Source organism: uncultured Paracoccus sp. (assembly GCF_947487305.1).
In the GTDB taxonomy this organism is placed as follows: domain Bacteria; phylum Pseudomonadota; class Alphaproteobacteria; order Rhodobacterales; family Rhodobacteraceae; genus Paracoccus.
Window position 1 is genome coordinate 68,344 of sequence record NZ_CANKWH010000011.1, and the last position, 22,053, is coordinate 90,396.

General features: G+C 67.0%; 22 protein-coding genes and 1 tRNA gene. 17 read left to right on the forward strand and 6 right to left on the reverse strand.

The annotated features are described in order from the left end of the window. Window positions 1-24 precede the first annotated feature (24 nt). The gene (locus tag Q1A36_RS13960; RefSeq protein WP_299845188.1) at window positions 25-2,628 is read left to right on the forward strand and encodes a nitrate reductase; all 2,604 of its coding nucleotides are present in this window, start codon (window positions 25-27) and stop codon (window positions 2,626-2,628) included. Here the strand turns inward: Q1A36_RS13960 and Q1A36_RS13965 are convergent, their stop codons facing one another. Then, window positions 2,629-3,594, reverse strand: coding sequence for an XdhC family protein (locus Q1A36_RS13965; protein ID WP_299845191.1), 966 nt, complete (start codon window positions 3,592-3,594; stop codon window positions 2,629-2,631). It lies immediately after the preceding gene. Window positions 3,595-3,726: 132 nt separating this feature from the next. On the opposite strand from Q1A36_RS13965, the gene Q1A36_RS13970 reads away from it, so the two are divergent. From Q1A36_RS13970 to truA, 4 genes are all read left to right on the forward strand, one after another. Beyond that, the gene (locus Q1A36_RS13970; protein WP_299845194.1) at window positions 3,727-4,344 is read left to right on the forward strand and encodes an HAD family phosphatase; all 618 of its coding nucleotides are present in this window, start codon (window positions 3,727-3,729) and stop codon (window positions 4,342-4,344) included. Between the two features lie 40 nt (window positions 4,345-4,384). Further along, window positions 4,385-4,458: transfer RNA gene (locus Q1A36_RS13975), tRNA-Gly, on the forward strand. Window positions 4,459-4,646: 188 nt separating this feature from the next. Further along, window positions 4,647-5,627 carry a 5-bromo-4-chloroindolyl phosphate hydrolysis family protein gene (locus tag Q1A36_RS13980; RefSeq protein ID WP_299845197.1) on the forward strand — a complete coding sequence of 327 codons (981 nt, stop codon included), beginning with the start codon at window positions 4,647-4,649 and terminating at the stop codon, window positions 5,625-5,627. A 1-nt stretch (window position 5,628) separates the two neighbouring features. Then, the gene (gene truA, locus Q1A36_RS13985) at window positions 5,629-6,411 is read left to right on the forward strand and encodes a tRNA pseudouridine(38-40) synthase TruA (protein WP_299845200.1); all 783 of its coding nucleotides are present in this window, start codon (window positions 5,629-5,631) and stop codon (window positions 6,409-6,411) included. A 3-nt stretch (window positions 6,412-6,414) separates the two neighbouring features. Here truA and Q1A36_RS13990 read toward each other — a convergent pair whose 3' ends face one another. Beyond that, entirely contained in the window at window positions 6,415-7,056 is a 642-nt protein-coding gene (locus Q1A36_RS13990) for a sugar transferase (protein ID WP_299845203.1), read from the reverse strand. Window positions 7,057-7,338: 282 nt separating this feature from the next. Here Q1A36_RS13990 and Q1A36_RS13995 point away from each other — a divergent pair, with 282 nt between their 5' ends. The 10 genes from Q1A36_RS13995 (at window position 7,339) to Q1A36_RS14040 (ending at window position 15,559) form a co-directional block, all read left to right on the forward strand. Next, the gene (locus Q1A36_RS13995) at window positions 7,339-7,794 is read left to right on the forward strand and encodes a universal stress protein (protein WP_299845205.1); all 456 of its coding nucleotides are present in this window, start codon (window positions 7,339-7,341) and stop codon (window positions 7,792-7,794) included. A 121-nt stretch (window positions 7,795-7,915) separates the two neighbouring features. Then, window positions 7,916-8,476, forward strand: a complete 561-nt coding sequence (locus Q1A36_RS14000) for a NifU family protein (protein ID WP_101753905.1) — start codon at window positions 7,916-7,918, stop codon at window positions 8,474-8,476. A gap of 4 nt (window positions 8,477-8,480) precedes the next feature. Beyond that, complete coding sequence (gene tsaB / locus Q1A36_RS14005; RefSeq protein ID WP_299845411.1) at window positions 8,481-9,077, forward strand: tRNA (adenosine(37)-N6)-threonylcarbamoyltransferase complex dimerization subunit type 1 TsaB; 597 nt, start codon at window positions 8,481-8,483, stop codon at window positions 9,075-9,077. A gap of 11 nt (window positions 9,078-9,088) precedes the next feature. Then, window positions 9,089-9,472, forward strand: coding sequence for a GNAT family N-acetyltransferase (locus tag Q1A36_RS14010; RefSeq protein ID WP_299845210.1), 384 nt, complete (start codon window positions 9,089-9,091; stop codon window positions 9,470-9,472). 104 nt (window positions 9,473-9,576) lie between these two features. After that, on the forward strand, window positions 9,577-10,566 hold the full coding sequence (locus Q1A36_RS14015; protein WP_299845212.1) for a BMP family ABC transporter substrate-binding protein: 990 nt from the start codon (window positions 9,577-9,579) through the stop codon (window positions 10,564-10,566). Continuing rightward, window positions 10,567-12,216, forward strand: a complete 1,650-nt coding sequence (locus Q1A36_RS14020) for an ABC transporter ATP-binding protein (protein WP_299845214.1) — start codon at window positions 10,567-10,569, stop codon at window positions 12,214-12,216. Continuing rightward, a complete protein-coding gene (locus Q1A36_RS14025; RefSeq protein ID WP_299845216.1) occupies window positions 12,213-12,713 on the forward strand; it encodes a hypothetical protein in 501 nt (166 codons plus the stop codon). Before Q1A36_RS14020 ends, Q1A36_RS14025 begins: the two co-directional genes overlap by 4 nt. Further along, a complete protein-coding gene (locus Q1A36_RS14030; protein WP_101753899.1) occupies window positions 12,713-13,810 on the forward strand; it encodes an ABC transporter permease in 1,098 nt (365 codons plus the stop codon). Before Q1A36_RS14025 ends, Q1A36_RS14030 begins: the two co-directional genes overlap by 1 nt. Further along, window positions 13,810-14,775 (forward strand): ABC transporter permease, encoded by a 966-nt coding sequence (locus tag Q1A36_RS14035; protein WP_299845221.1) that lies wholly within the window; start codon window positions 13,810-13,812, stop codon window positions 14,773-14,775. Before Q1A36_RS14030 ends, Q1A36_RS14035 begins: the two co-directional genes overlap by 1 nt. Next, window positions 14,759-15,559, forward strand: a complete 801-nt coding sequence (locus Q1A36_RS14040) for a purine-nucleoside phosphorylase (RefSeq protein ID WP_299845224.1) — start codon at window positions 14,759-14,761, stop codon at window positions 15,557-15,559. Before Q1A36_RS14035 ends, Q1A36_RS14040 begins: the two co-directional genes overlap by 17 nt. On the opposite strand, the gene yghX is transcribed toward Q1A36_RS14040, so the two are convergent. The 3 genes from yghX to Q1A36_RS14055 form a co-directional block, all read right to left on the reverse strand. Continuing rightward, entirely contained in the window at window positions 15,556-16,446 is an 891-nt protein-coding gene (yghX, locus tag Q1A36_RS14045; protein WP_299845227.1) for a YghX family hydrolase, read from the reverse strand. The genes Q1A36_RS14040 and yghX overlap by 4 nt on opposite strands. 119 nt (window positions 16,447-16,565) lie before the next feature. Then, a complete protein-coding gene (mnmH, locus tag Q1A36_RS14050) occupies window positions 16,566-17,618 on the reverse strand; it encodes a tRNA 2-selenouridine(34) synthase MnmH (protein ID WP_299845230.1) in 1,053 nt (350 codons plus the stop codon). Between the two features lies 1 nt (window position 17,619). Further along, window positions 17,620-18,198, reverse strand: a complete 579-nt coding sequence (locus tag Q1A36_RS14055) for a L,D-transpeptidase (RefSeq protein ID WP_299845233.1) — start codon at window positions 18,196-18,198, stop codon at window positions 17,620-17,622. Between the two features lie 413 nt (window positions 18,199-18,611). Between Q1A36_RS14055 and Q1A36_RS14060 the strand changes: the two genes are divergently transcribed. Then, window positions 18,612-20,891, forward strand: a complete 2,280-nt coding sequence (locus Q1A36_RS14060) for a heavy metal translocating P-type ATPase (protein WP_299845236.1) — start codon at window positions 18,612-18,614, stop codon at window positions 20,889-20,891. Continuing rightward, entirely contained in the window at window positions 20,888-21,541 is a 654-nt protein-coding gene (locus Q1A36_RS14065; RefSeq protein ID WP_299845241.1) for an arylesterase, read from the forward strand. The genes Q1A36_RS14060 and Q1A36_RS14065 overlap by 4 nt, the downstream gene beginning before the upstream one ends. Here Q1A36_RS14065 and Q1A36_RS14070 read toward each other — a convergent pair. After that, window positions 21,538-22,038, reverse strand: coding sequence for a copper chaperone PCu(A)C (locus tag Q1A36_RS14070; protein WP_299845243.1), 501 nt, complete (start codon window positions 22,036-22,038; stop codon window positions 21,538-21,540). The two genes, Q1A36_RS14065 and Q1A36_RS14070, sit on opposite strands and share 4 nt — an antisense overlap. Window positions 22,039-22,053: the final 15 nt, after the last annotated feature.

Consider the following 22,053-nt stretch of genomic DNA (forward strand, 5'->3'; position numbering starts at 1 on the left):
TCTCGGCTGAAAAGGAGTAACCCCATGACCAGCACCATCCGCACCACCTGTCCCTACTGCGGCGTCGGCTGCGGGGTGCTGGTCAACCGCACCGATCAGGGGATTACCGTCAGCGGCGACCCCGATCATCCGGCGAATTTCGGGCGGCTCTGCTCAAAGGGCTTGGCGCTGGCCGAAACCATCGGGCTCGAGGGCCGCTTGTTGGCCCCGCGCATCGCCGGGCAAGAGGCCGGATGGGACGAAGCGCTGGACCTCGTCGCCCGCCGCTTTGCCGAAACCATCGCCCTTCACGGCCCGGACAGCGTGGCCTTCTATGTCTCGGGGCAACTGCTGACCGAGGATTACTATGCTGCCAACAAGCTGATGAAGGGTTTCATCGGCAGCGCCAATATCGACACCAATTCGCGGCTCTGCATGGCTTCCTCGGTTGCCGGCCATCGTCGCGCCTTTGGCAGCGACACCGTGCCGGGCCTCTACGAGGATCTGGAACTGGCCGATCTGGTGGTGCTGACCGGCAGCAATCTCGCCTGGTGTCACCCGGTCCTCTACCAGCGCCTGCTGGCGGCCCGGTCTGCGCGTCCCGAGATGCGCGTGGTGGTCATCGACCCCCGCCGCACCGCCACCTGCGAGATCGCCGACCTGCATCTGCCCCTCGCGCCGGGATCAGACGCGGCGCTGTTCAACCTCGTGCTGGCCGCGCTGGCCAAGCGCGGGCTGACCGATGCGGGCTTCCTGCAGCAGGTCACCGGCGCAGCTACCGCCATCGCCACGGCGGCGGCAAGCGACCCGGCGCTGACCGTACTCGACCCAGCGCTTCTGGCGCGGTTCATTGATCTGTGGTGCCGGACCGAGAAGGTGGTGACGGTCTATTCGCAGGGCATCAACCAGTCGGCCACCGGCACCGACAAGGTGAACGCGATCATCAACTGCCATCTGGCGACGGGCCGCATCGGTCGCCCCGGGATGGGGCCGTTCAGCGTCACCGGCCAGCCCAATGCCATGGGCGGGCGCGAGGTCGGCGGGCTGGCGAACATGCTGGCCTGCCATCTGGCGCTGGAGAACCCGGCCCACCGGGACGCCGTCCAAGGCTTCTGGCAAAGCCCGCGCATGGCCGATGCCCCCGGCCTCAAGGCCGTCGAGATGTTCGAGGCGGTGGAGGCCGGAAAGATCAAGGCGCTGTGGATCATGTCCACCAATCCCGCCATGTCGATGCCGCAGGCCGAACGCGTGGCCCGAGCCATTGCCTGTTGCGAGTTCACTGTGGTCAGCGATGTGATGGCCGAGACCGACACCACGCTTCTGGCCGATGTGCTGCTGCCCGCTGCTGCCTGGGGCGAGAAGGACGGAACTGTCACCAACTCCGAGCGCCGGATCAGCCGGCAGCGGGCCTTCCGGGCACCGCCGGGCGAGGCGCGGTCAGATTGGAAAATCATTTCACAAGTTGCCGAACGCATGGGCTGGGGCGCGGGCTTCACTTGGGGCAGCCCCGGCGAGATCCATGCCGAATACGCGGCGCTGTCGGGCGTTGCAGGGCAGCTCGGTTCGGATTTCGACATCTCGGACGGTCCCGGTGATTACGAGACGATGGAGCCGACCCTTTGGCCGCAATCGCCCAAGCGGCGGGGCGGACGTTTCTTTGCCGATGGCCGCTTCCACACCCCGGACGGCAAGGCGCGGATGATTCCGGTGACGCCCGCCGGCCCCGCCCATCACCGCCCCGGCACCCTGCGCCTGAATACCGGGCGCATCCGCGACCATTGGCATTCGATGACCCGCACCGGCTTGTCGCCGCGCCTCTCGGCTCATATCGCCGAGCCGTTCCTCGAGGTGCATCCCGATGACGCCGCGCGGATCGAGTTGCACCCCGCCGGTCTGGCGCAACTTTCGAACGGTCATGGCAGCGCCATCCTGCGCGTGCTCGTCACCGACCGGGTCACGCCGGGGCAGGTCTTCGCGCCGATCCACTGGTCAGGTCGCAACGCCGCCGCCGGGCGCATCGACGCCTTGGTGACCGGGCCAACCGATCCCCTGTCCGGCCAGCCCGCGCTGAAGGAGGCTCAGGTCCATGTCGCGCCTTTCCACGCAGCCTGGTTCGGCTTTGCCGTCGCCGCCCACGACTTCTGCCCCGATTGCGACTATTGGGCGCTGGCGCGAACCGAGACCGGGCTGCGCGCCGAACTGGCCGGGGCCGCCGCACTGGGCGACCCGGAAGCCTATGCCCGCGCGCTGTTCGGACTGCCCGATGCGCAGGTGCAGATGGTCAGCGATCCGGCACGGGGTCGGCATCACATTGCGTTGGTCGTCGATGGCATCACCCGCGCCGCCCTGTTCATCGCGCCCGAACCCGTCGCCCTGTCGCGCGATTTCGTCGCCCGGCGCATCGGCAGCGACGCGCCATCGCTGGTGGCCGGACGCCCCGGCGACGACATGCCCGATCCCGGCGCGCTGGTCTGTGCCTGTTTCGATGTGGGCGTGAACACCATCACCGCCGCCATCCGCGAGGGAAAGGCGCAGACCGTGGCCGAGATCGGTCAGGCGCTCAGGGCGGGGACAAATTGCGGCTCCTGCCGGGGGCAGATCGCCGGGATCATCGCGCAGGAACGGCCAACGGCCATCGCGGCGGAATAGTCAGGCAAACTCGCGCAAGGGCGTGGCGGCACGCGCCATGTCCAGCACCTCGGCCAGAACCGAGACCGCCAGCGTCCGCGCATCCCGGGCCGAGCGGATCAGCCCCACGGGGCCGTGCAGCCGGTCCATCGCCGCCTCGGACACGCCCAGTTCCGCCAACGCCAGTCGCCGCGTCGCCGCCGCGCGCTGGCTGCCCTGCGAGCCGATATAGAAGGCGGACGTCTCCAGCGCGCCTTTCAGGATCAGCGGCTCCCAGTCATGGTCGTGGAAGAACAGCAGGATCGCGGTCCAGCCGTCGACCTCCAGATCGACGGGCCAGCCGGGGCGCACCAGTTGCCGCGTGGGGCAACCTGCTGACGCCGCGCTGTCCAGCGTTTCGGGATCGGGCGACAAGAGCAGGCTGGGATAGCCGACCGATTGCGTCAGCGCGGCGAAGGTAAAGGCCTCCGGCCCCTTGCCGAAGACCAGAAAGCGCAGTTCCGGCTCGATGCGCAGGATGAAATCGCCGCCGTCGAACCCGGTCTGGCCGTCGTCCTGCAGGGTGATCGCTCCGGTTTCGGTGTCGATCCGCAACACGCAGACCTGCCGCGCTGACCGGCGGAGGGTGATCTCGTGCAGCAATTCGCGATCCGGGCGCGGCAGCAAAAGGATTTGCAAGCCGCCGCCGCAGGGAAGTTGAATGTCGATGAAGGGCGAACCCCGGCCATAGCGGATGGATCGCGGCCGCCCCTCGGCCAGCGCCTGCCTTGCGTGATGGGCAATGTCGGCCTCGACGCAGCCCGAGGACAGCGTGCCAACAAGCCCGTGATCCTCGCCCTCGGGGATCACCGCCATGACCGCGCCGACCGGGCGATAGGACGGCCCCTCCACCCCGGTGATGATCGCCAGCGCCACATCGCCGGTTGCGGCTGCGGCCTCGGCCAGTGGGTCCCGCGAGACGGCGGCCGATTGGTTCAGGATATCCATGCGCGTCACCTTCTCCCTTCCCCTTGAGGTAGGATGCCGGCCGCTCAAGGGCAATGCACCTTTGGTCGAACCCCTTCCCCCCGCCCGACGCGCATGACAGAAAGACCCGAGCGACCGGACGGAGGCCCCCGCATGACACCGCATATCGTCTTTGACCTCGGCAATGTGCTGATCGGCTGGCAGCCGGAATTGGCCTTCGCCGCGCATTTCGACGATTTGCAACAGGCTCGCGACTGGCTGGAGCGGATCGATTTCCACGACTGGAACCGGACGCAGGACGGCGGCCGCTCGATTGCCGACGGGCTCGCTGTGATCCGCGACGCGCATGGCGATGCGGCTGCGGCACCGCTGGAAGGGTACACGGCAGGCTTTCCGGTCACCATCCGCGAGCCGATCCCCGGCACATGGCAGATCGCCGAGGGGCTTAAAGCGTCGGGGCACCGGATGTTCGCCATCACCAACTGGTCCGCCGACAACTGGCCCGCCGCGCTCACGACCTATCCGCAGCTGACCACGCTCTTCGAGGATATCGTCGTCTCGGGAATCGAGAAGATGCTGAAGCCCGATGCCGAGATCTACCTGGCCCTGACCGACCGCAATGGCATCGCGCCGGAAGACTGCCTCTTCATCGACGACAGCCGGGCCAATGTTGAGGGCGCGCGGGCGGTCGGCATGGACGCGATCCATTTCACCGACGCCCCGGCGCTGGCCGCCGAGCTTGCCAGTCGCGGAATCACGCTGCCCGGATAAGCTTGAACTGCCGCGCGGGGCCGCATATACCCCTCGGAACGCGGGTGTAGCTCAATGGTAGAGCAGCAGCCTTCCAAGCTGAATACGTGGGTTCGATTCCCATCACCCGCTCCAACCTCCCTCCCCGGCCTTTCTCGCCCCTTGCCCTTTCACCGGGGCGTGGCATTGCCTATGTTCCGGGGTGAAAATGCAACCGCGAAAGGGTTTAGATGTCCCGCAAGGCCACGCAACGGCTGTCCTTCACTTTGCTGGTGCTGCTGACGCTCTACGCGTCGCTGGCCGGCGCGGCTTGAGGGCAAGGCATGGCACAGCGTTTCGGCGGCCGGTTTTCGCCGGATGGCACCCGGCGCGATCATCGCGCCGCTGACCCAAGGCAAGCGCCACTAAGCACCGGCCCGATGCGGCACGCGCTGGAAGGGCGGCCGAAATGGATCACCATCGCCGCGACCCCCTTTCTGCTGGGCGCCTTCTTTCAGGCGCCGACCGGCATGGTCACCGATCTTGCCGCCTTTGGCATGATGGCGGCGGCGGGCTGGCTGACGCGCGAGGGGTTGCAGGCCGAAGCCGCCTATGACGCCCGCCGCGTCGCCAAACGCCCGGCTTTCCCGCGCAAGCTTTTCGGCGGCATCCTGACCGGGCTGGGGCTTGCAGTCGGCGCGGCCGAACCCTCGGCCCTTGCCGGGGGGGGACTGATCGGCGTCGCGGGCGCGGTGCTGCATTGGCTGGCCTTCGGTCCCGATCCCATGCGCGACAAGGGCATGGAGGGCATCGATACCTTCCAGCAGGACCGCGTGGCGAAGATGGTCGACGAGGCGCAGCGCTATCTCGATGCGATGAAATCGGCGATCCTGCGGACCGGTGAACGCCGGCTCGAGGCGCGGGTGGCGATGTTCGAGGCCACCGTCCACGATCTTTTCCGCCAGGTCGAGCAGAACCCGAACGACCTGTCGGCGGCGCGGCGCTATCTGGGCGTCTACCTGATGGGCGCGCGCGATGCGACGCTGCGCTTTGCCGATCTTTATGCGCAGACCCATGACCCGCGTGCGCGAGGCGATTACGAGGCGCTGCTGACCGATCTGGAAAGCAATTTCACCGCCCGCACCAAGGCGCTGATCGAGGGCGGGCGCTCGGATCTCGACATCGAGATCCAGGTCCTGCGCGAACGGCTCGCGCGCGAGGGCGTGGCCAGCCCCGAACGCGCAACTGCCGCGCTGGAAAGCCAGGACGCGGTCAGCATGGACGAGCTGCTGCGGATGCCGGATCAGACCAGGGCCAAACGCTGAATTGCCCCGTTACGCGCTGAAGATCGACTATGACGGCACGCCCTTCGCCGGCTGGCAGGCACAGGCCGACCAGCCCTCGGTTCAGGGCGCGGTCGAGGCTGCGCTGGCGCGGCTGGATGCGGGCTTTGCCGCAGGGGCGCGGATCGCGGCGGCGGGGCGCACCGATGCCGGCGTCCATGCCACCGGACAGGTCGCCCATGCCGACCTGGAAAAGCACTGGGACCCGTTCCGCCTGTCCGAGGCGCTGAATTTTCACCTGAAGCCCGCGCCCGTCGCGGTGCTGGCCGCCGTGCCGGTCGATGACGATTTCCATGCCCGCTTCTCGGCGCTGGAACGGCGTTATACCTTCCGGCTGATCGCCCGGCGTGCGCCGGTGACGCATGATCGCGGGCGGGTCTGGCAGGTGCTGAACCCGCTGGATGCGGAGGCGATGCGCGCGGGCGCCGCCCATCTCATCGGGCGGCATGACTTTACCACCTTCCGCTCGTCCATCTGCCAGGCGCAGAGCCCGGTGAAGACGCTGGACGAGATCACCATCGAGGAAATCCCCCTGCCGCAGGGCGCGGAATACCGCTTTCACCTGCGCGCCCGGTCCTTCCTCCACAACCAGGTGCGCTCGATCGTCGGTACGCTGGAGCGGGTGGGCGCGGGCGCATGGACGCCGGATCGGGTGGCCGAGGTTCTGGAGGCGCGAAACCGCGCGGCCTGCGGGCCGGTCTGTCCGCCGCAGGGTCTGTATCTGACAGGTGTGGGTTATCCCCGCGATCCCTTCGCGGTGGACTGAAACTCAGCCCTGAACGCCGATCTTCGGTCGGCGCGCGCGACCCTTGCGACGGTCGATGCCGACGGTCACGATTCGCACCGTCTGCCACATGATCCAGAGATCCATCAGGATCGAGCGATGGCGCTGGTAGATCAGGTCCAGGCGCAGCTTGGCCGGCAGGCAACGGCGGCGATAGACGGTTTCCGTCGCCTCGGGACTGGTGCAGGCCGAGAGGATCTTACCCTCGTGCTGGTGATAGATCAGCGTGGCCATGCCGGTCACGCCGGGACGGCTTTTCAGCACTTGTGCATAAACCGTCGGGAACTGCTCGACATGCTCGCGGTTGGGCGGGCGCGGACCGACAAAGCTCATGTCGCCGCGCAGGATGTTGAACAACTGCGGCAACTCGTCGATGCGGGTCCGGCGCAGGAAATGACCGAAGGGCGTGATGCGCCCGTTCTTATGCGCCCCAGTCACGCCATAGTCACCGTTCTGGATGCTCATGGTGCGGAACTTCCACAGCGTGAAGGACTGGTTCAGTCCCGACATGCGTCGCGCGCTGTAAATGATGGGCCGACCCTGAATCACCAGCAGCGCGCCAGCAACCAGCAGCATAAGCAAAAGCACGGGAATCAGCAGCGCAATGGCAAATGCAATGTCGAACATACGCTTGGACAGAGGCATCGGATTGATGCCACGGGCAGAATCCGCCGTAAACCATGCCATTTTCGGCATGCTAAGACCGGTGAGATGCGTCACCTCGGTCTTGTCCCAATCCTGGTGAATCGTCACTTGGCGACTGCCTTCAGATGCCATTTACCTTTTTTCTGGCCGTAACACACCGGAAGAGCTAAGGAAACAGCCGAGACCGGTTCAGACCGCTCGAACTTGCGCCATGGTGTCGCATAGGTCACTCTATGCGCGACGAACCGCACAGGAGCCTGTGGAATGCGCAAATTTCTCGTTCTCCTGGACGACAGCCGCGAATGTCTGAACGCGATGCGGTTTGCCGCCATGCGGGCCGCCAACACGGGCGGGGCGGTGGTGGTACTTGCGGTCATTCCCGCAGGAGAAATTCAGCATGGTCTAGGGGTTGCCGATGTCATGCGCGCGGAACTGCGTGAACGGATCGAGGCGCATTTCGAAGTTTTTGCCAAATGGATGCGCGACCGTCCGAAGGTCGAACCCGAGTTGGTGATCCGCGAGGGCGACCCGGCGGATGAACTTTTGGCACAGATCGGCGAGGATCCGCTTATCGGCGTCATTGTTTTGGGCATCTCGGCCGAGAAAGGCGCGAAGAACCCTGTCATTACCCGGCTGATGCGGGATGCCGGCGCGCTTGGTTGCCCGATCACACTGGTTCCCGGCGACATGTCAAAGGAACGGCTCGAAGCCATCACCTGATCTCGCCAGGCGCCGCCACAAAGGGCCTGGCTCCGGCCTCGATCCCCCCGTGAATTCCCCGGCTTTCGCTTGACCAAAGGCGGTCCCGCGCCCATATCACTCACGACAAAGGAGCCGCCCCATGTTCATCCAGACCGAAACCACGCCGAACCCCGCCACGCTGAAATTTCTGCCCGGCGAAACCGTGCTGGCCAGCGGCACGGCTGACTTCCCCGACCGCGACACCGCGGGCACCTCGCCCTTGGCGTCCCGCGTTTTTGCCGTTCCCGGCGTTACCGGGGTGTTCTTGGGCAATGACTTCGTCACCGTCACCAAATCCGACGAGACGCTGTGGGACCATCTGAAACCCTCGGTCCTCGGCGCGATCATGGAGCATTTCCAGTCCGGCGCCCCGGCGCTGGAGGGTGACAAGCCCGCCGCCAGCGGCCACGCGAGCCATGACGGCCCGGATGGCGAAATCGTCAGCCAGATCAAGGAACTGCTGGACACGCGCGTGCGCCCTGCCGTGGCCCAGGATGGCGGCGACATCACCTTCCACGGCTTTGATCGGGGGATCGTCTACCTGCACATGCAGGGTGCCTGCGCCGGCTGCCCGTCATCCACGCTGACGCTGAAGATGGGGATCGAGAACCTGCTGCGCCATTACATCCCCGAGGTAATCGAGGTCCGGCCCGTTGCCTGACCCGATTGCCTTGGCCCCCGTTGCTTTGGCCTTCGACACATCGGCCGCGCATTGCGCGGCCGCTTTGCTGTCGGGCGACCGGGTTCTGGCCGAGCGTGCCGAACCGATGACCAAGGGACAGGCCGAACGCCTGTTCCCGCTGCTGGAAGAGCTGCTGAACGAGGCCGGGATCGAGTGGCGCGACCTGTCGGTGATCGGCGTCGGCATCGGCCCCGGCAATTTCACCGGCATCCGCATCGCCGTCGCGGCGGCGCGCGGCCTCGCCCTGTCGCTCAAGATCCCGGCGGTCGGCATCAGCGTCACCGAGGCCGCCGCGCTGGACCTGCCCCGCCCCTGCCGGGTGGTCATCCCTGCGCGGAACGATCTGGTCATCTGGCAGGATTTCAGCGCCGAGGCCGGGGACGGCCAGCCCCGTCAGGCCGAGGCCGCGTCGCTGCCACCCGGCCCTGCGCCCTCCGCGCCCTTGATGCCGCTTGCCGTCGCCATTGCCCGCATCGCGCTGTCGCGCTGCAACGATCCCGGCCCCCGCCCGGCACCGCTTTACATGCGCCCCGCCGATGCCGCGCCGGCACGCGACAAGCCGCCGGTCCTGCTGCCGTGACGCCAGCCGAGATGGCGGCGTTGCACGCGCGCTGCTTTGCCCATCCGCGCCCCTGGTCCGAGACCGAGTTCCGCGATCTGCTGGACAGCCGGGGCGTCTTTGCCCTGTCCCGCCCGCAGGGCTTCCTTCTGGGGCGGGTGATCCTCGACGAGGCCGAATTGCTGACGCTGGCCGTCGCCCGCGAGGCCCGAAGGCAGGGGCTTGGCGCGGCGCTGACGGCCGGTTTCGCCGCAGAGGCACAGCGGCTTGGCGCGGTCACGGCCTTCCTCGAGGTTGCCTCGGACAATGCCCCGGCGCAGGCGCTCTATCGGCGGCAGGGATGGGTCGAGGCCGGGCGCCGGCGCAACTATTACGCGCCCGGCATCGATGGCCTGACCTTGCGGCTTGGGCTTTGAATTCACCAAGAATCCGGTTGACCCTCGCGGGGTGTTTGCGCCCTAATCGGGCATCTGGCGGGCAGAATCGTCCGCGCAAGAAAACAACAGGATGAGGTAGAAGAATGACCCTGATGAAAACCCTCTGCGCGGGTGCGGCCACGCTGGCGCTAACCGCGGGGATCGCATCGGCCGAGCCGGCGCTGATCTTCGATCTCGGCGGCAAGTTCGACAAATCCTTCAACGAGGCGGCCTATAACGGCGCCAAGCGGTGGGCCGACGAGACCGGCGGCACCTACAAGGAACTGGAAATGCAGTCCGAGGCGCAGCGCGAACAGGCCCTGCGTCGCCTGGCCGAAACCGGCGCCAACCCGATCATCATGACCGGCTTTGCCTTCGGCGACGTGCTGGGCAAGGTCGCCGGCGACTATCCCGACACCAAGTTCGGCATCATCGACATGGTCGTGGAGCAGCCGAACGTGCAATCGGTGGTCTTCACCGAGGAACAGGGCAGCTATCTTGCCGGCGTCATGGCGGCCATGGCCAGCCAGTCGGGCACGGTGGGCTTCATCGGCGGCATGGACATCCCGCTGATCCACAAGTTCGAATGCGGCTTCGCGCAGGGCTTCAAGGCGGCGAAACCCGATGGCAAGGTGCTGATCAATTATACCGGCACAACCCCTGCCGCGTGGAACGACCCGGTGAAGGGCGGCGAGCTGGCCAAGGCGCAGATCAGCCAGGGCGCTGATGTGGTCTATGCGGCGGCGGGCGGCACCGGCATCGGTGTGCTGCAGGCCGTGGCCGATGCGGGCAAGCTGGGCGTCGGCGTCGACAGCAACCAGAATCACCTTCACCCCTCGAACATGCTGACCTCGATGGTCAAGCGCGTCGACAATGCCGTCTATGACGCCTTCACCGCCGGCACCGATCTCGAACCCGGCGTGAAGGTCATGGACCTGAAGGCGGGCGGCGTGGGCGTCGCCATCGACGACAACAATAAGGCGCTGGTCACGCCCGAGATGCAGGCCGCCATCGACGATGCCACGGCCAAGATCGCCTCGGGCGAGATCACGGTCCATGACTACGCGACCGACAATACCTGCCCGGTCATGTAAATGAGCGCCCAAGCGCAACAATCAGGGGGGCGGTCCGGCACGGCCGCCCCCGCTGCCATCGAACTGCGCGGCATCTCGAAGGCCTTCGGCCCGGTGCAGGCGAACAAGAACATCAACCTGCGGGTGGAGAAGGGCACGATCCACGGCATCATCGGCGAGAACGGGGCCGGGAAATCGACGCTGATGTCGATCCTCTACGGCTTCTACAAGCCCGATAGCGGCGAGATCCTGGTCAATGGCCTGCCACTGACCATCACCGACAGCCAGACCGCCATCAAGGCCGGCATCGGCATGGTCTTCCAGCATTTCAAGCTGGTGCAGAATTTCACCGTGCTCGAGAACATCATCCTCGGCGTCGAGGATGGCCGGCTGCTGCGCCCCTCGCTCGCCAAGGCGCGCGGCGTGCTGAAGCAACTGGCCGAGGAATACCAGCTGAACGTCGATCCCGACGAGACGATCGAGGAATTGTCGGTCGGCCACCAGCAGCGCGTGGAAATCCTCAAGGCGCTCTACCGGCAGGCCGATATTCTGATCCTCGACGAGCCGACCGGCGTGCTGACCCCGGCCGAGGCCGATCACCTGTTCCGCATCCTCGAGGGCCTCAGGGCCGAGGGCAAGACGATCATCCTGATCACCCACAAGCTGCGCGAGATCATGGAGATCACCGACAATGTGTCGGTCATGCGGCGCGGCGAGATGGTCGCCTCGGTGAAGACCGCCGAGACCAGCCCCGAGGAGCTGGCCGAGCTGATGGTCGGCCGCAAGGTGCTGCTGAACGTGGAAAAGACCCCGGCCCAGCCCGGCGCGGCCATTCTGGAAGTGCGTGACCTGAAACTGGTCGATGACGAGGGCGTGGAGCGCCTGCGCGGCATCAGCTTTGACATTCGCGCCGGGGAGATCCTCGGCATCGCCGGCGTCAGCGGCAATGGCCAGACGCAGCTTCTGGAGCTTCTGGGCGGCTATCCCGAGAAAGGCTCGAAGGTCAGCGGCTCGGTCCGCATGAATGGCGAGGAACTGGATCTGACCGGCACCAGATCCGACGCCGCCATCCGCCGCGCGCGGGGCATCGGCCATGTTCCCGAGGACCGGCAGGTCGAGGGGCTGATCATGGATTTCACCGCTTGGGAGAACGTCGCCTTTGGCTATCACCATGCGCCAGAATTCAACAAGGGCTGGCTGATGGACAATGCCGCCATCCGCGAGGATGCCGAGGCCAAGATCAAGCGTTTCGACGTGCGCCCGCCCAATGCCAATCTCGCCGCCCGCAACTTTTCCGGTGGCAACCAGCAGAAGATCGTTGTCGCCCGCGAGATCGAGCGGAACCCCGATCTGCTGCTGATCGGCCAGCCGACGCGCGGGGTGGATATCGGCGCCATCGAGTTCATCCACAAGCGTATCGTGGAGCTGCGCGATGCCGGCAAGGCGGTTCTGCTGGTCAGCGTCGAGTTGGACGAGATCCTGTCGCTGTCGGACCGCATCGCGGTGATGTTCGACGGCCGCATCATGGGCGAACGCCTGCCGGGCGAGACGACGACCGGCGAACTGGGCCTGCTGATGGCCGGGATCACCGATACCGAGAACACCCCCGACAGCGCCGGCATTCCGCCGGATCTGAAGCATGTCGAGGATTTGCCGGGAGGCCAGCCATGAAGCCTCTTGCCATCCTGATCGCCGCCCTCGGCCTGTCGGCCTGCACCTCATCCGAACCGGGGGGGCTGCTGCCGATGCCGCCGCTCTCCGCCCCGGAGAACCAGCTTCTGGCACGCAACCCCGGCGGAGCCTGGGCTGACGCCGCGCCGCTGGCCGGGTTGCAGGGCGCTGGCGCCGCTTGCGCCACCACCGACAAGGGCTCGGCCTGCCTGCTGCAAGGCGACGCGACACAGCCAAATCGCAACCTCGCCACCGCGCGCGAGGGGCGCTGCCTCGCCCGCTGGTCCGGCGGCCCGGGCACCAGTGCCGCGACAGTCACGCTGCATCGCAATGCCTTCCCCAGCCAGCGCGCGCCGCTGTTCGAGCGCCTCTATTACCTGCTGAACAGCGGCAGCCCGCTTGACGTGACCTCGCGGTTGACCGATCCGGCGGGTTTCACCCGGCTCTGCGAGCAGCTGTTGCGGCGCGACCCGCTGACCACATGGGTATATGACTGATGGAAAAGATGCCGAAATGGGCGGATGTCATCCTGACGCCGCTGATCTCGCTGCTGCTGGCCGCGGCGATCTCTGCGCTTGTGATCCTCGCCATCGGGGAGAGCCCCTGGCTGGCGCTGAAGACCATGATCGAGGGCTCGCTCGGCTCCAGCTATGGTTGGGGTTTCACCCTTTATTACACCACGAATTTCATCTTCACCGGCCTCGCGGTCATGGTCGCCTATCACGCCAGCCTGTTCAACATCGGCGGCGAGGGGCAGGCGGCCATGGGTGGCCTTGGCGTGGCGCTGGTGCTTTTGTACCTGCCGCTGCCGCATTGGCTGATCGCCCTGCCGGTGGCGATGATCGGCGCGGCGGCCTTTGGCGCGGCCTGGGCCTTCATCCCGGCCTGGCTGCAGGCGAAACGCGGCAGCCATATCGTCATCACCACCATCATGTTCAACTTCATCGCCGCGGCGGCTCTGAACTACGTGCTGGTGAACGTGCTGCGCCCGGTGGGCAGCATGGACCCGGCCTCGGCGCGCTTTCCCGAAAGCACGCATTTGCCCTCGCTCAGTGACATGGCGCTGGCCTTTGGCATGGAATGGGGCAAGAACACCCCGGTCAATGTCACCTTCTTCGTCGCTATCGGCGCCTGCCTGCTGGTCTGGCTGCTGATCTGGCGCACCCGCCTGGGGTACGAGATCCGCGCCTTCGGCAAGTCCGAGCCCGGCGCGCTCTATGCCGGCATCTCGCCCGTGCGGATCACCATCATCGCCATGCTGATCTCGGGCGGGCTGGCCGGGCTGATGGCCATCAACAACGTCATGGGCGAGGCCGAGCGGCTGGTGCTGAACGCCGTGGAAGGCGCGGGCTTCATCGGCATCGCGGTGGCGCTGATGGGCCGCAACCATCCCCTGGGCGTGTTCCTCGCCGCGCTTCTCTTCGGTTTCCTCTACCAGGGCGGCGGTGAACTGGCGCTGTGGACCTCGATCCCGCGCGAGCTGATCGTGGTCATCCAGGCGTTGGTGATCCTGTTCACCGGGGCGCTGGACAACATGGTGCGGATGCCGCTGGAACGGCTGTTCCTGTCGATGCGCAAGCGGGGAGGTGCGTGATGGATTTCGCGACCATCATCCAGATCCTCGATTCGGCCGTGCGGCTGATGACGCCCTTGCTGCTGGCCTGTCTGGCGGGGCTTTATTCCGAACGCTCGGGCGTCTTCGACATCGGGCTGGAGGGCAAGATGCTGATGGCGGCCTTTACCGCCGCCTCGGTCGCCTATGTGACCGGCAGCGCCTGGCTGGGGCTGATGGCGGGGATCGCGGGGTCGTTGGCGCTGTCGCTGATCCACGGCCTCGCCTCGATCACCTTCCGCGGCAACCAGTTGATCTCCGGCGTGGCGATCAACTTCCTCGCCTCGGGGCTGACGGTGCTGCTGGGCCAGAAGATCTTCGGCCTCGGGGGTCGCACACCCGCGCTGGAAGGCAATGCCCGCTTCGGCGAGATCACCCTGCCCTTCGCCGATGCGCTGCGCGACGTGCCGGTCATCGGGCCGATCTATGCCGAGTTGATCTCGGGCCATACGATCCTGGTCTACCTCGCCTTCGCCATGGTGCCGCTGACCTGGTGGGTGCTGAACCGCACCCGCTTTGGCCTCCGCCTGCGCGCGGTGGGCGAGAACCCGGCCTCGGTCGATACGGCGGGCGTCTCGGTCACGCGGCTGCGCTATGCCGCCATCGCCATTTGCGGCATCCTCTGCGGCATTGCCGGGGCCTATCTGGCCACCGCGCTGTCCGCCGGTTTCGTCAAGGAAATGACCGCCGGTCGCGGCTTCATCGCCCTTGCCGCGCTGATCTTTGCCAAGTGGCGGCCGTGGAGCGCGCTTGGCGCGACCTTCCTCTTCGGTCTCCTGGAGGCGATCGCCAACCGCTATCCCAATCTGGATCTCGGGATCATCACCATCCCGTCCATGTTCATGAACGCGCTGCCCTATATCCTGACCGTCATCATTCTGGCGGGCTTTGTCGGCCGCGCCATCCCGCCGCGCGCGGGCGGAGAACCCTATGTCAAAGAGCGCTGAACTTGTTGCCCTCATCCGCGAGCGCGCGGGTGAGGACGCCCCCGAATACGGTCTGATCCTCGGCTCGGGCCTTGGTCATATCTCGGGCACGGTGGACGGCGTCGCCATCCCCTATGACGAGCTGCCGGGCTTTCCCCATGCCGGGGTCTCGGGCCATGTGCCGCAACTGGTCATCGGCCAGTTGGAGGGCCGGCGCGTCGCCGTCTTCGGCGGCCGCTCGCATTACTACGAATCCGGCAACCCCGCCGCAATGCGCCTGCCGCTCGAGGTGCTGGCCGGGCTGGGGACCAAGAACCTGCTGCTGACCAATGCCGCCGGTTCGGTGCGCGATGAGATGCCGCCCGGTTCGCTGATGATGCTCTCGGACCATATCAATCTGTCCGGGGCCAACCCGCTGATCGGCGAAAGGACAGATGCGCGGTTCCAGCCGATGACGGATGCGCATGATGAGGGCCTGCGCCAGCGCCTCGCGGCCGCCGCCTTGGCCGAGGGGATCGACCTGCCCGAAGGGGTCTATTGCTGGTTCTCGGGGCCGAGCTTCGAGACCCCGGCCGAGATCCGCATGACCCGGATCATCGGCGGCGACGCGGTCGGCATGTCGACCGTGCCCGAGATCATCCTTGGCCGCTTCTTCGGCCTTCGCTGCGCCGCCATCTCGGTCATCACCAATATGGGCGCCGGCATGTCGGATGAATCGCTGAGCCACGAACATACCAAGGCCATGGCCCCCTTCGGCGCCGCCAAGCTGGAAAAGGTGCTGCGCCGGTTTCTGAGGGACGGCTAGGCGGTCAGGTATTTGTTGAACCAATCCACCGTCCGCTGCCAGGACAGGTCGGCCGCTGCCTGATCGAAACGCGGCGTCGAATCATTGTGGAAACCGTGATTCACCCCCGGATAGATATGGCCCTCATAGGTCTTGCCGGCGGCCTTCAGCGCCTCCTCATAGGCCGGCCAGCCCTCGTTGATGCGCTCGTCGAGTTCCGCATAGTGCAGGAGCAACGGCGCTTCGATCTTCGCCACATCCTCGATGGCCGCCTGCCGCCCGTAATAGGGGACCGAGGCGGCAAGCTCGGGATAGGCGACGGCCAGCGCGTTGCAGACGCCGCCGCCATAGCAAAAGCCCACCGCGCCGACCTTGCCGGTCGAATCCTCGCGCCCCATCAGATGCTCGGCCCCGGCGAAGAAATCGTTCATCAGTTTCGTCGGATCGACCGTCTGCTGCAACTCGCGCCCCTCGGCATCATTGCCAGGATAGCCCCCGACCGAGGTCAGCCCGTCCGGGGCCAGCGCCATGAACCCGGCCTTGGCCAGCCGCCGCGCCACATCCTCGATATAGGGGTTCAGTCCGCGATTCTCGTGCACCACCAGCACCGCCGGCAGCGGCCCCTCGGCCCCCGCAGGCCGCACCAGGTAGCCGCGCACCGTGCCATTTCCGTTGGGGCTGTCATAGGTGATGTATTCGGGCAGGATGGTCTCGTCGTTGAAATTCACCTGCTGGGCCATGGCGTAGTTCGGGCTCATCATCTGCAACAGCCCCACCGCCGTCACGCCACCCACGGCGAATTTCGCCGCCCGGTCCAGAAACTCGCGCTTGGTAATCATCCCATGGGCGTAATAGTCGTAAAGCTCGAGCAGTTCCTGATCGAAATCCTTCGCCGTCATCCGGTTCATATCCGCACCCTCCATCGCTTTTCCCGTGGAAAGTGTATGTCGGCTTCGCGCCGCACCCGTTCACAATCGGGCGACCTCGGCCTTGGATATTCACAAATGACCCACCCAGGGCGAATAGGTCAGCTCACGGTCCCGGCCAGCGCCGCCTCGACGCGGCTGGCGGCCGCCTCCAGATCGTCGAGGCTGTCCAGCGCCACCACGGCCTTCTCCCGCTCGGCATAGCGGCTGCGATGCTTCAGGTAGCGCGGGTCGTAATGGTCGCGCATCAGCCCCTCGGCCAGCGCCGCCCAAGCTCCGGCCTGCGCCTGAGCCAGCCACGACTCGATCCGTTCCGCCGGGTGCAGCGGTGCCAGCGCGGCAAGGATGGCTTCGAGACGCGCCGGATCGGCCACCACATCGGCATAGTCGCGGGCCGAATAGGCGGCGCGGGCAGTCACCGGCACATCAAGCCGGATGCGCGGGGCAGCGCAAAGCGCCTGCCACATCATCTTGGGCACGGTGATCTCGCCGATGCGGCTGCTTTCGGCCTCGACCAGCACCGGGCGGGCCGGGTCCAGCGCCTCGAGCGCCAAGGCCAGCCGCCCCTCGAAAGCCTTCTGGCTGGGCTGGCCACCTTCCATCGCGCCGAACAGGCTGCCGCGATGCCGGGCCAGCCCCTCGAGATCGATCACCTGATGGCCAAGCGCGGCCAGCCGGCCCAGAATGGCGGTCTTGGCGCTGCCGGTATTGCCGTCGATCACGATGACCGGCGATGGCACGAGCTTCTCCTGAACCCGCTCGACCACCAGCCGCCGCCAGCTTTTATAGCCGCCCTCCACCAGTTCCACCCGCCAGCCGATCTGCGACAGGATCGAGGCGAAGGACCCCGACCGCTGCCCGCCCCGCCAGCAATAGACCAGCGGTCGCCAGCTGCCGGGACGATCCGCCAGTGGTCCGGAAATATGGCGCGCGGCATTCGCGGCGACCAGAGCGGCGCCCAGCTTGCGGGCGTCGAAGGGAGAAACCTGCTTGTAGATGGTGCCGACCCGCGCCCGCTCGGCATCATCCAGCACCGGCAGGTTGATCGCGCCGGGCAGGTGATCCTCGGCGAATTCGGCGGGGGATCGCACGTCGATGATGTCGTCGAACCCCGCGCGGGCGGGGTGCGACACATCGCTGAGCCGGAGGGCCAAGTCAGTAGACGTAGACGGGGGTGCCGATCGGGATCTGGTCGTAGAGGCTCATCACCGCCTCGTTGCGCATCCTGAGGCAGCCATTGCTGACCGCGCGGCCGATCGAGCCGGGCTCGGTCGTGCCGTGGATGCGGATCGCAGTGTCCTGACCATTGGCGTTGTAGAGATAGAGCGCGCGGGCCCCCAGCGGGTTGCTGGGGCCGCCGGGCATGCCGTTCTCGTATTTCTTGTATGCGGCCGGGTTGCGCTTGATCATGTCGGGCGTGGGCTTCCAGCTGGGCCATTCGGTCTTCCGGCCGACGGTCGCGCGGCCCTTCCAGACCAGTTCGTCCTTGCCGACGGCCACGCCATAACGGACCGCCCGGCCCGGGGCGATGACGTGATAGAGGAAGAAATCCTTGCTGACCACGACGATACTGCCCACCTCGAACCCGTCGCGGATGGCGACCTCGGTCGGGGCATAGGGGTCGCGGGTGGCGGTCTGGGTCACTTGCGGGGCAGCGGGCGCAGCCTGCGCCAGCACCAGCGAGGGCGCGGCGATCAGCGGCAGGGCCAGCGAAATCATCTGTCGGCGGTTCATGAGATGGGAATCCTGTAACTGCTCGGTTTGGCCTTTCTCTATATGTTCCATGGCCAGAATGGCAATTCAATCCGACGCGAGGCATTTGCATCACCTTGACGCAGCGACCTCTAGGCCACATCTCTTGGTCATGGACAGCGCCTTCGCCCCTCATCGCGGCCCCGCGCCGCGCAAAGCCAGAACCCGCCCCGCGCATCTCTGCCGGGGCCGGGGCGGGCGGGGTTGTCGTTGTCACATGGCGGCGCGGCCTCGGCTGTTCCGCGCGGCGCCTGCGCATCCGGACCTGCCGCCCCTGCGGCTGTCCCTGCCGCAGCCCCTGGAGACTGCCGCCGTCCTGACACCGCGCCGCCCGCAGGCGCCCCCGATCCTGTTCGCTGAACCCCCTTTCAACGGATTCAGAACAGGACAACCCCATGTCATCCGCAACTGACGCCCACCGTCACCACGGCACCCACCCGCAGCGGTCCCTGACCGCGAACCACACCACGCTGAAGATCGAAGGCATGAGCTGTGCGTCCTGCACCGGCCGGGTCGAGCGCGCCCTGACCGCCCTGCCCGGCGTCGAGGCGGCCTCGGTGAACCTTGCCACCGGCCGCGCCGAGGTGACGCACAGCGCCGCCGTCTCGGCCGAGGCCTTGGCGCAGACCGTAACCGCCAAGGGCTATCCAGCCCAGCCCCGCACCGCCGATGCCGATCCCCATGCCGATCACCTGCATCATGACGAGGATGCGGCGACGCTGCGCCGCAACTTCCTCATCGCGCTGGCGCTGACCCTGCCCGTGTTCATCCTCGAGATGGGCGGCCATATCGTTCCGGCGCTGCATCACTGGCTTTACATGACCATCGGCACCCAGCCCCTATGGCTGGCCGAGATGGCGCTGACCACCCTCGTGCTCGCCTTTCCGGGCCGGGTGTTCTTCCGCATCGGCATCCCCGCGCTTTTGCGGGCCGCGCCCGAGATGAACAGCCTCGTGGCGCTGGGGGCCGGGGCGGCGTTCCTTTATTCCTCGGTCGTGACGCTGGCCCCTGCCCTGCTGCCGGAAAGCGCCCGTCATGTCTATTTCGAGGCGGCAGCGGTCATCGTCACGCTGATCCTCTTGGGCCGCTGGCTCGAGGCGCGGGCCAAGGGTCAGGCCGGCGCGGCGATCCGGCGGCTGGTGGAGCTGGCGCCCGATCATGCCATCGTCTTGCGCGATGGGGTCGAAGCGCGGGTGGCCGTGTCCGATCTTCACCCCGGCGATCTGGTGCGGCTGGCACCGGGTGAGCGGGTGGCAGTGGATGGCCAGATCACCGAGGGCCACGGGCTGATCGACGAATCCATGCTGACCGGCGAGCCGGTGCCGGTGGCGAAGACCACTGGCGATCCGGTGACGGGCGGCACGGTCAATGTCACATCGGCGCTGACCTACCGCGTCACCGCGACCGGGGCCGATACCGCGCTGGCGCGGATCGTCCGTATGGTCGAGGATGCGCAGGCGGCGAAGCTGCCGGTGCAGGCGCTGGTGGACCAGATCACCCGGGTCTTTGTCCCGGTGGTCATCGGCCTCGCGATCCTGACTTTCGCCCTGTGGCTGATCTTCGGCCCCGGACTTGCCCCGGCCTTCGTCGCCGCCGTCGCCGTCCTGATCATCGCCTGTCCCTGTGCGATGGGGCTGGCCGTGCCGGTCTCGATCATGGTGGGCACCGGGCGGGGCGCGGAACTGGGCGTGCTCTTCCGTCGCGGCGATGCGCTGCAACGGCTGGCCGAGGCCCGAATCGTCGCCTTCGACAAGACCGGCACGCTGACCAAGGGCACCCCGGCGCTGACCACGATGGCGACCGAGGGTATCACCGAGGACGAGGCGCTGCGCCTGACCGCAGCTGCCGAGTCGCGGTCGGAACATCCGCTGGCGGCGGCGCTGGTCAATGCGGCGCGCGAGCGCGGCCTGACCCTGCCAGAAGCCAATGGCGTCACCGCCAATGCCGGGCGCGGGCTTTCCGCAGAGGTCGAGGGCAAGCGCCTTTTGATCGGCAATCGCCGCGCTCTCGAGGAGACCGGGATCGATCTGGCCCCCGCGCTGATCGACCGCGCCGCTGAATGGTCCGCGAACGGTGCAACCCCGGTGCATCTGGCCGTCGATGGCCGTCACGTCGCGGCCTTCGCGCTGGCCGATCCGATCCGTGAGGGCTCGGTATCGACCATCGCGGCGCTGCATGGTCTGGGGACCCAGACGGTGATGATCTCGGGCGATACGCAGGCCACGGCGGATGCGGTGGGACGTCAGCTGGGGATCGACCGGGTGATCGGCGGCGTGCTGCCAGATGGCAAGCTCAAGGCGGTGCGCGAGATGGGCAAGGGCTCGGTCTTCGTCGGCGACGGCATCAATGATGCGCCGGCGCTCGCGGCGGCCGATACCGGCATTGCCATCGGCACCGGCACCGATGTCGCCATCGAATCGGCCGATGCGGTGCTGATCGGCGGCGATCCGGCGGGCGTCGTCACCGCCATCCGGCTCAGCCGGTCGGTGATGCGCAATATCCGCCAGAACCTGTTCTGGGCCTTCGCCTATAACGCCGCGCTGATCCCGGTGGCGATGGGGGCGCTGGTGCCCCTTGGCGGGCCGCAACTGTCTCCGATGCTGGGCGCGGGGGCGATGGCGCTGTCCTCGGTCTTCGTGGTCAGCAATGCCCTGCGGCTGAAGCGGGCGCCGTGATCGGGCGAAGGGCACTTCTGGCGGGGGCCGCTCTCTGGCCCCTTGCCGCATGGACCCAAGCAGCACGGGCCGAGACCGGGCCGCGCATCCTCGCATTCGGGGACAGCCTGACGGCGGGCTATGGCCTGCCGGCCAGCAAGGGGCTGGTGCCGATGCTGCAGGACTGGCTGGTCGCCCGCAGCACGCCCGCCCGCATCGTCAATCGCGGCCTGTCGGGTGACACCACCTATGGCGGTCGCGTCCGCATCCACTGGGCGCTGCGGGGCGGGGCCGATGCGGTGATCGTACAACTGGGCGGCAATGACATGCTGCTGGGCTGGTCCCCGGCGCAGGCCGAGGCCAATCTGGACGCGATCCTGACCACCGCAGGGGCCAAGGACCGCCCGCTGCTGCTGGTCGGCATCCATGCGCCGGGCAGGCGGCAGGACTGGCGCCGGGGCTGGGCCGGGATCTGGCCGCGACTGGCTGCGCGCCATGACGCCCTGCTGCTGCCCGATCTCTATGCCCCGCTGGCGGCGATCCCGGCAGGCGAGCGCAAGCCTTTCCTGCTGGACGATGGCATCCACCCATCGGCCAAAGGGGTGGAGTTGCTGGTCGGCCATCTGGGCCCGCAGGTGCAGGCCCTGATCGCGCGGGTCAGCGCGAGTTAGTTGCCGGCAGGGGCGCCGTGATCCATTTTACCATGGTCCATCTGGCTGTGATCCATGCCACCCGCCGCTTCGGGCTGGCGGTCATTGTCCACCGGAACCTCGACATCGAGGCTGCCGCAAATCCCGAGATCCAGCGCCAGTTTGACACCCGCGCCGTTCTCCAGCGGCTCGGTCAGCCCCATCAGCATGACATGATCGCCGCCCCGCGCCAGCGCATGGCTGGCCCCCGGCGCGATCTCGATCCCGCCCTCGATCGGGCCCATCTTCATGACACCATCGGCCTCTTGATGACTGTGCAGCTCTACCTTGGCGGCGGCATCCGAGCTGACCCCCTGCAGAGTGCAGGCGGTGGTGCCATGGTTCTCGATCACCATGAAGGCGGCGCCGGATTTCGGGTTCGAGGCCCGGGCATAGGCGTCATGGGCCATCAACCCGTCCTGCGCCATGGCCGCCAGCGGCAGCAGCGCCGCAGCAGCGGCGAGAAGTGCGATCTTCATTCAATCAGTCCTTGT

Coding starts and splice junctions, on each gene's coding strand:
- Q1A36_RS13960 (WP_299845188.1), top strand. CDS start 25: ATGACCAGCACCATCCGCACCACCTGTCCCTACTGCGGCGTCGGCTGC.
- Q1A36_RS13965 (WP_299845191.1), bottom strand. CDS start 3,594: ATGGATATCCTGAACCAATCGGCCGCCGTCTCGCGGGACCCACTGGCC.
- Q1A36_RS13970 (WP_299845194.1), top strand. CDS start 3,727: ATGACACCGCATATCGTCTTTGACCTCGGCAATGTGCTGATCGGCTGG.
- Q1A36_RS13980 (WP_299845197.1), top strand. CDS start 4,647: ATGGCACAGCGTTTCGGCGGCCGGTTTTCGCCGGATGGCACCCGGCGC.
- Q1A36_RS13990 (WP_299845203.1), bottom strand. CDS start 7,056: ATGTTCGACATTGCATTTGCCATTGCGCTGCTGATTCCCGTGCTTTTG.
- Q1A36_RS13995 (WP_299845205.1), top strand. CDS start 7,339: ATGCGCAAATTTCTCGTTCTCCTGGACGACAGCCGCGAATGTCTGAAC.
- Q1A36_RS14000 (WP_101753905.1), top strand. CDS start 7,916: ATGTTCATCCAGACCGAAACCACGCCGAACCCCGCCACGCTGAAATTT.
- Q1A36_RS14010 (WP_299845210.1), top strand. CDS start 9,089: ATGGCGGCGTTGCACGCGCGCTGCTTTGCCCATCCGCGCCCCTGGTCC.
- Q1A36_RS14015 (WP_299845212.1), top strand. CDS start 9,577: ATGACCCTGATGAAAACCCTCTGCGCGGGTGCGGCCACGCTGGCGCTA.
- Q1A36_RS14020 (WP_299845214.1), top strand. CDS start 10,567: ATGAGCGCCCAAGCGCAACAATCAGGGGGGCGGTCCGGCACGGCCGCC.
- Q1A36_RS14025 (WP_299845216.1), top strand. CDS start 12,213: ATGAAGCCTCTTGCCATCCTGATCGCCGCCCTCGGCCTGTCGGCCTGC.
- Q1A36_RS14030 (WP_101753899.1), top strand. CDS start 12,713: ATGGAAAAGATGCCGAAATGGGCGGATGTCATCCTGACGCCGCTGATC.
- Q1A36_RS14035 (WP_299845221.1), top strand. CDS start 13,810: ATGGATTTCGCGACCATCATCCAGATCCTCGATTCGGCCGTGCGGCTG.
- Q1A36_RS14040 (WP_299845224.1), top strand. CDS start 14,759: ATGTCAAAGAGCGCTGAACTTGTTGCCCTCATCCGCGAGCGCGCGGGT.
- yghX (WP_299845227.1), bottom strand. CDS start 16,446: ATGAACCGGATGACGGCGAAGGATTTCGATCAGGAACTGCTCGAGCTT.
- Q1A36_RS14055 (WP_299845233.1), bottom strand. CDS start 18,198: ATGAACCGCCGACAGATGATTTCGCTGGCCCTGCCGCTGATCGCCGCG.
- Q1A36_RS14060 (WP_299845236.1), top strand. CDS start 18,612: ATGTCATCCGCAACTGACGCCCACCGTCACCACGGCACCCACCCGCAG.
- Q1A36_RS14070 (WP_299845243.1), bottom strand. CDS start 22,038: ATGAAGATCGCACTTCTCGCCGCTGCTGCGGCGCTGCTGCCGCTGGCG.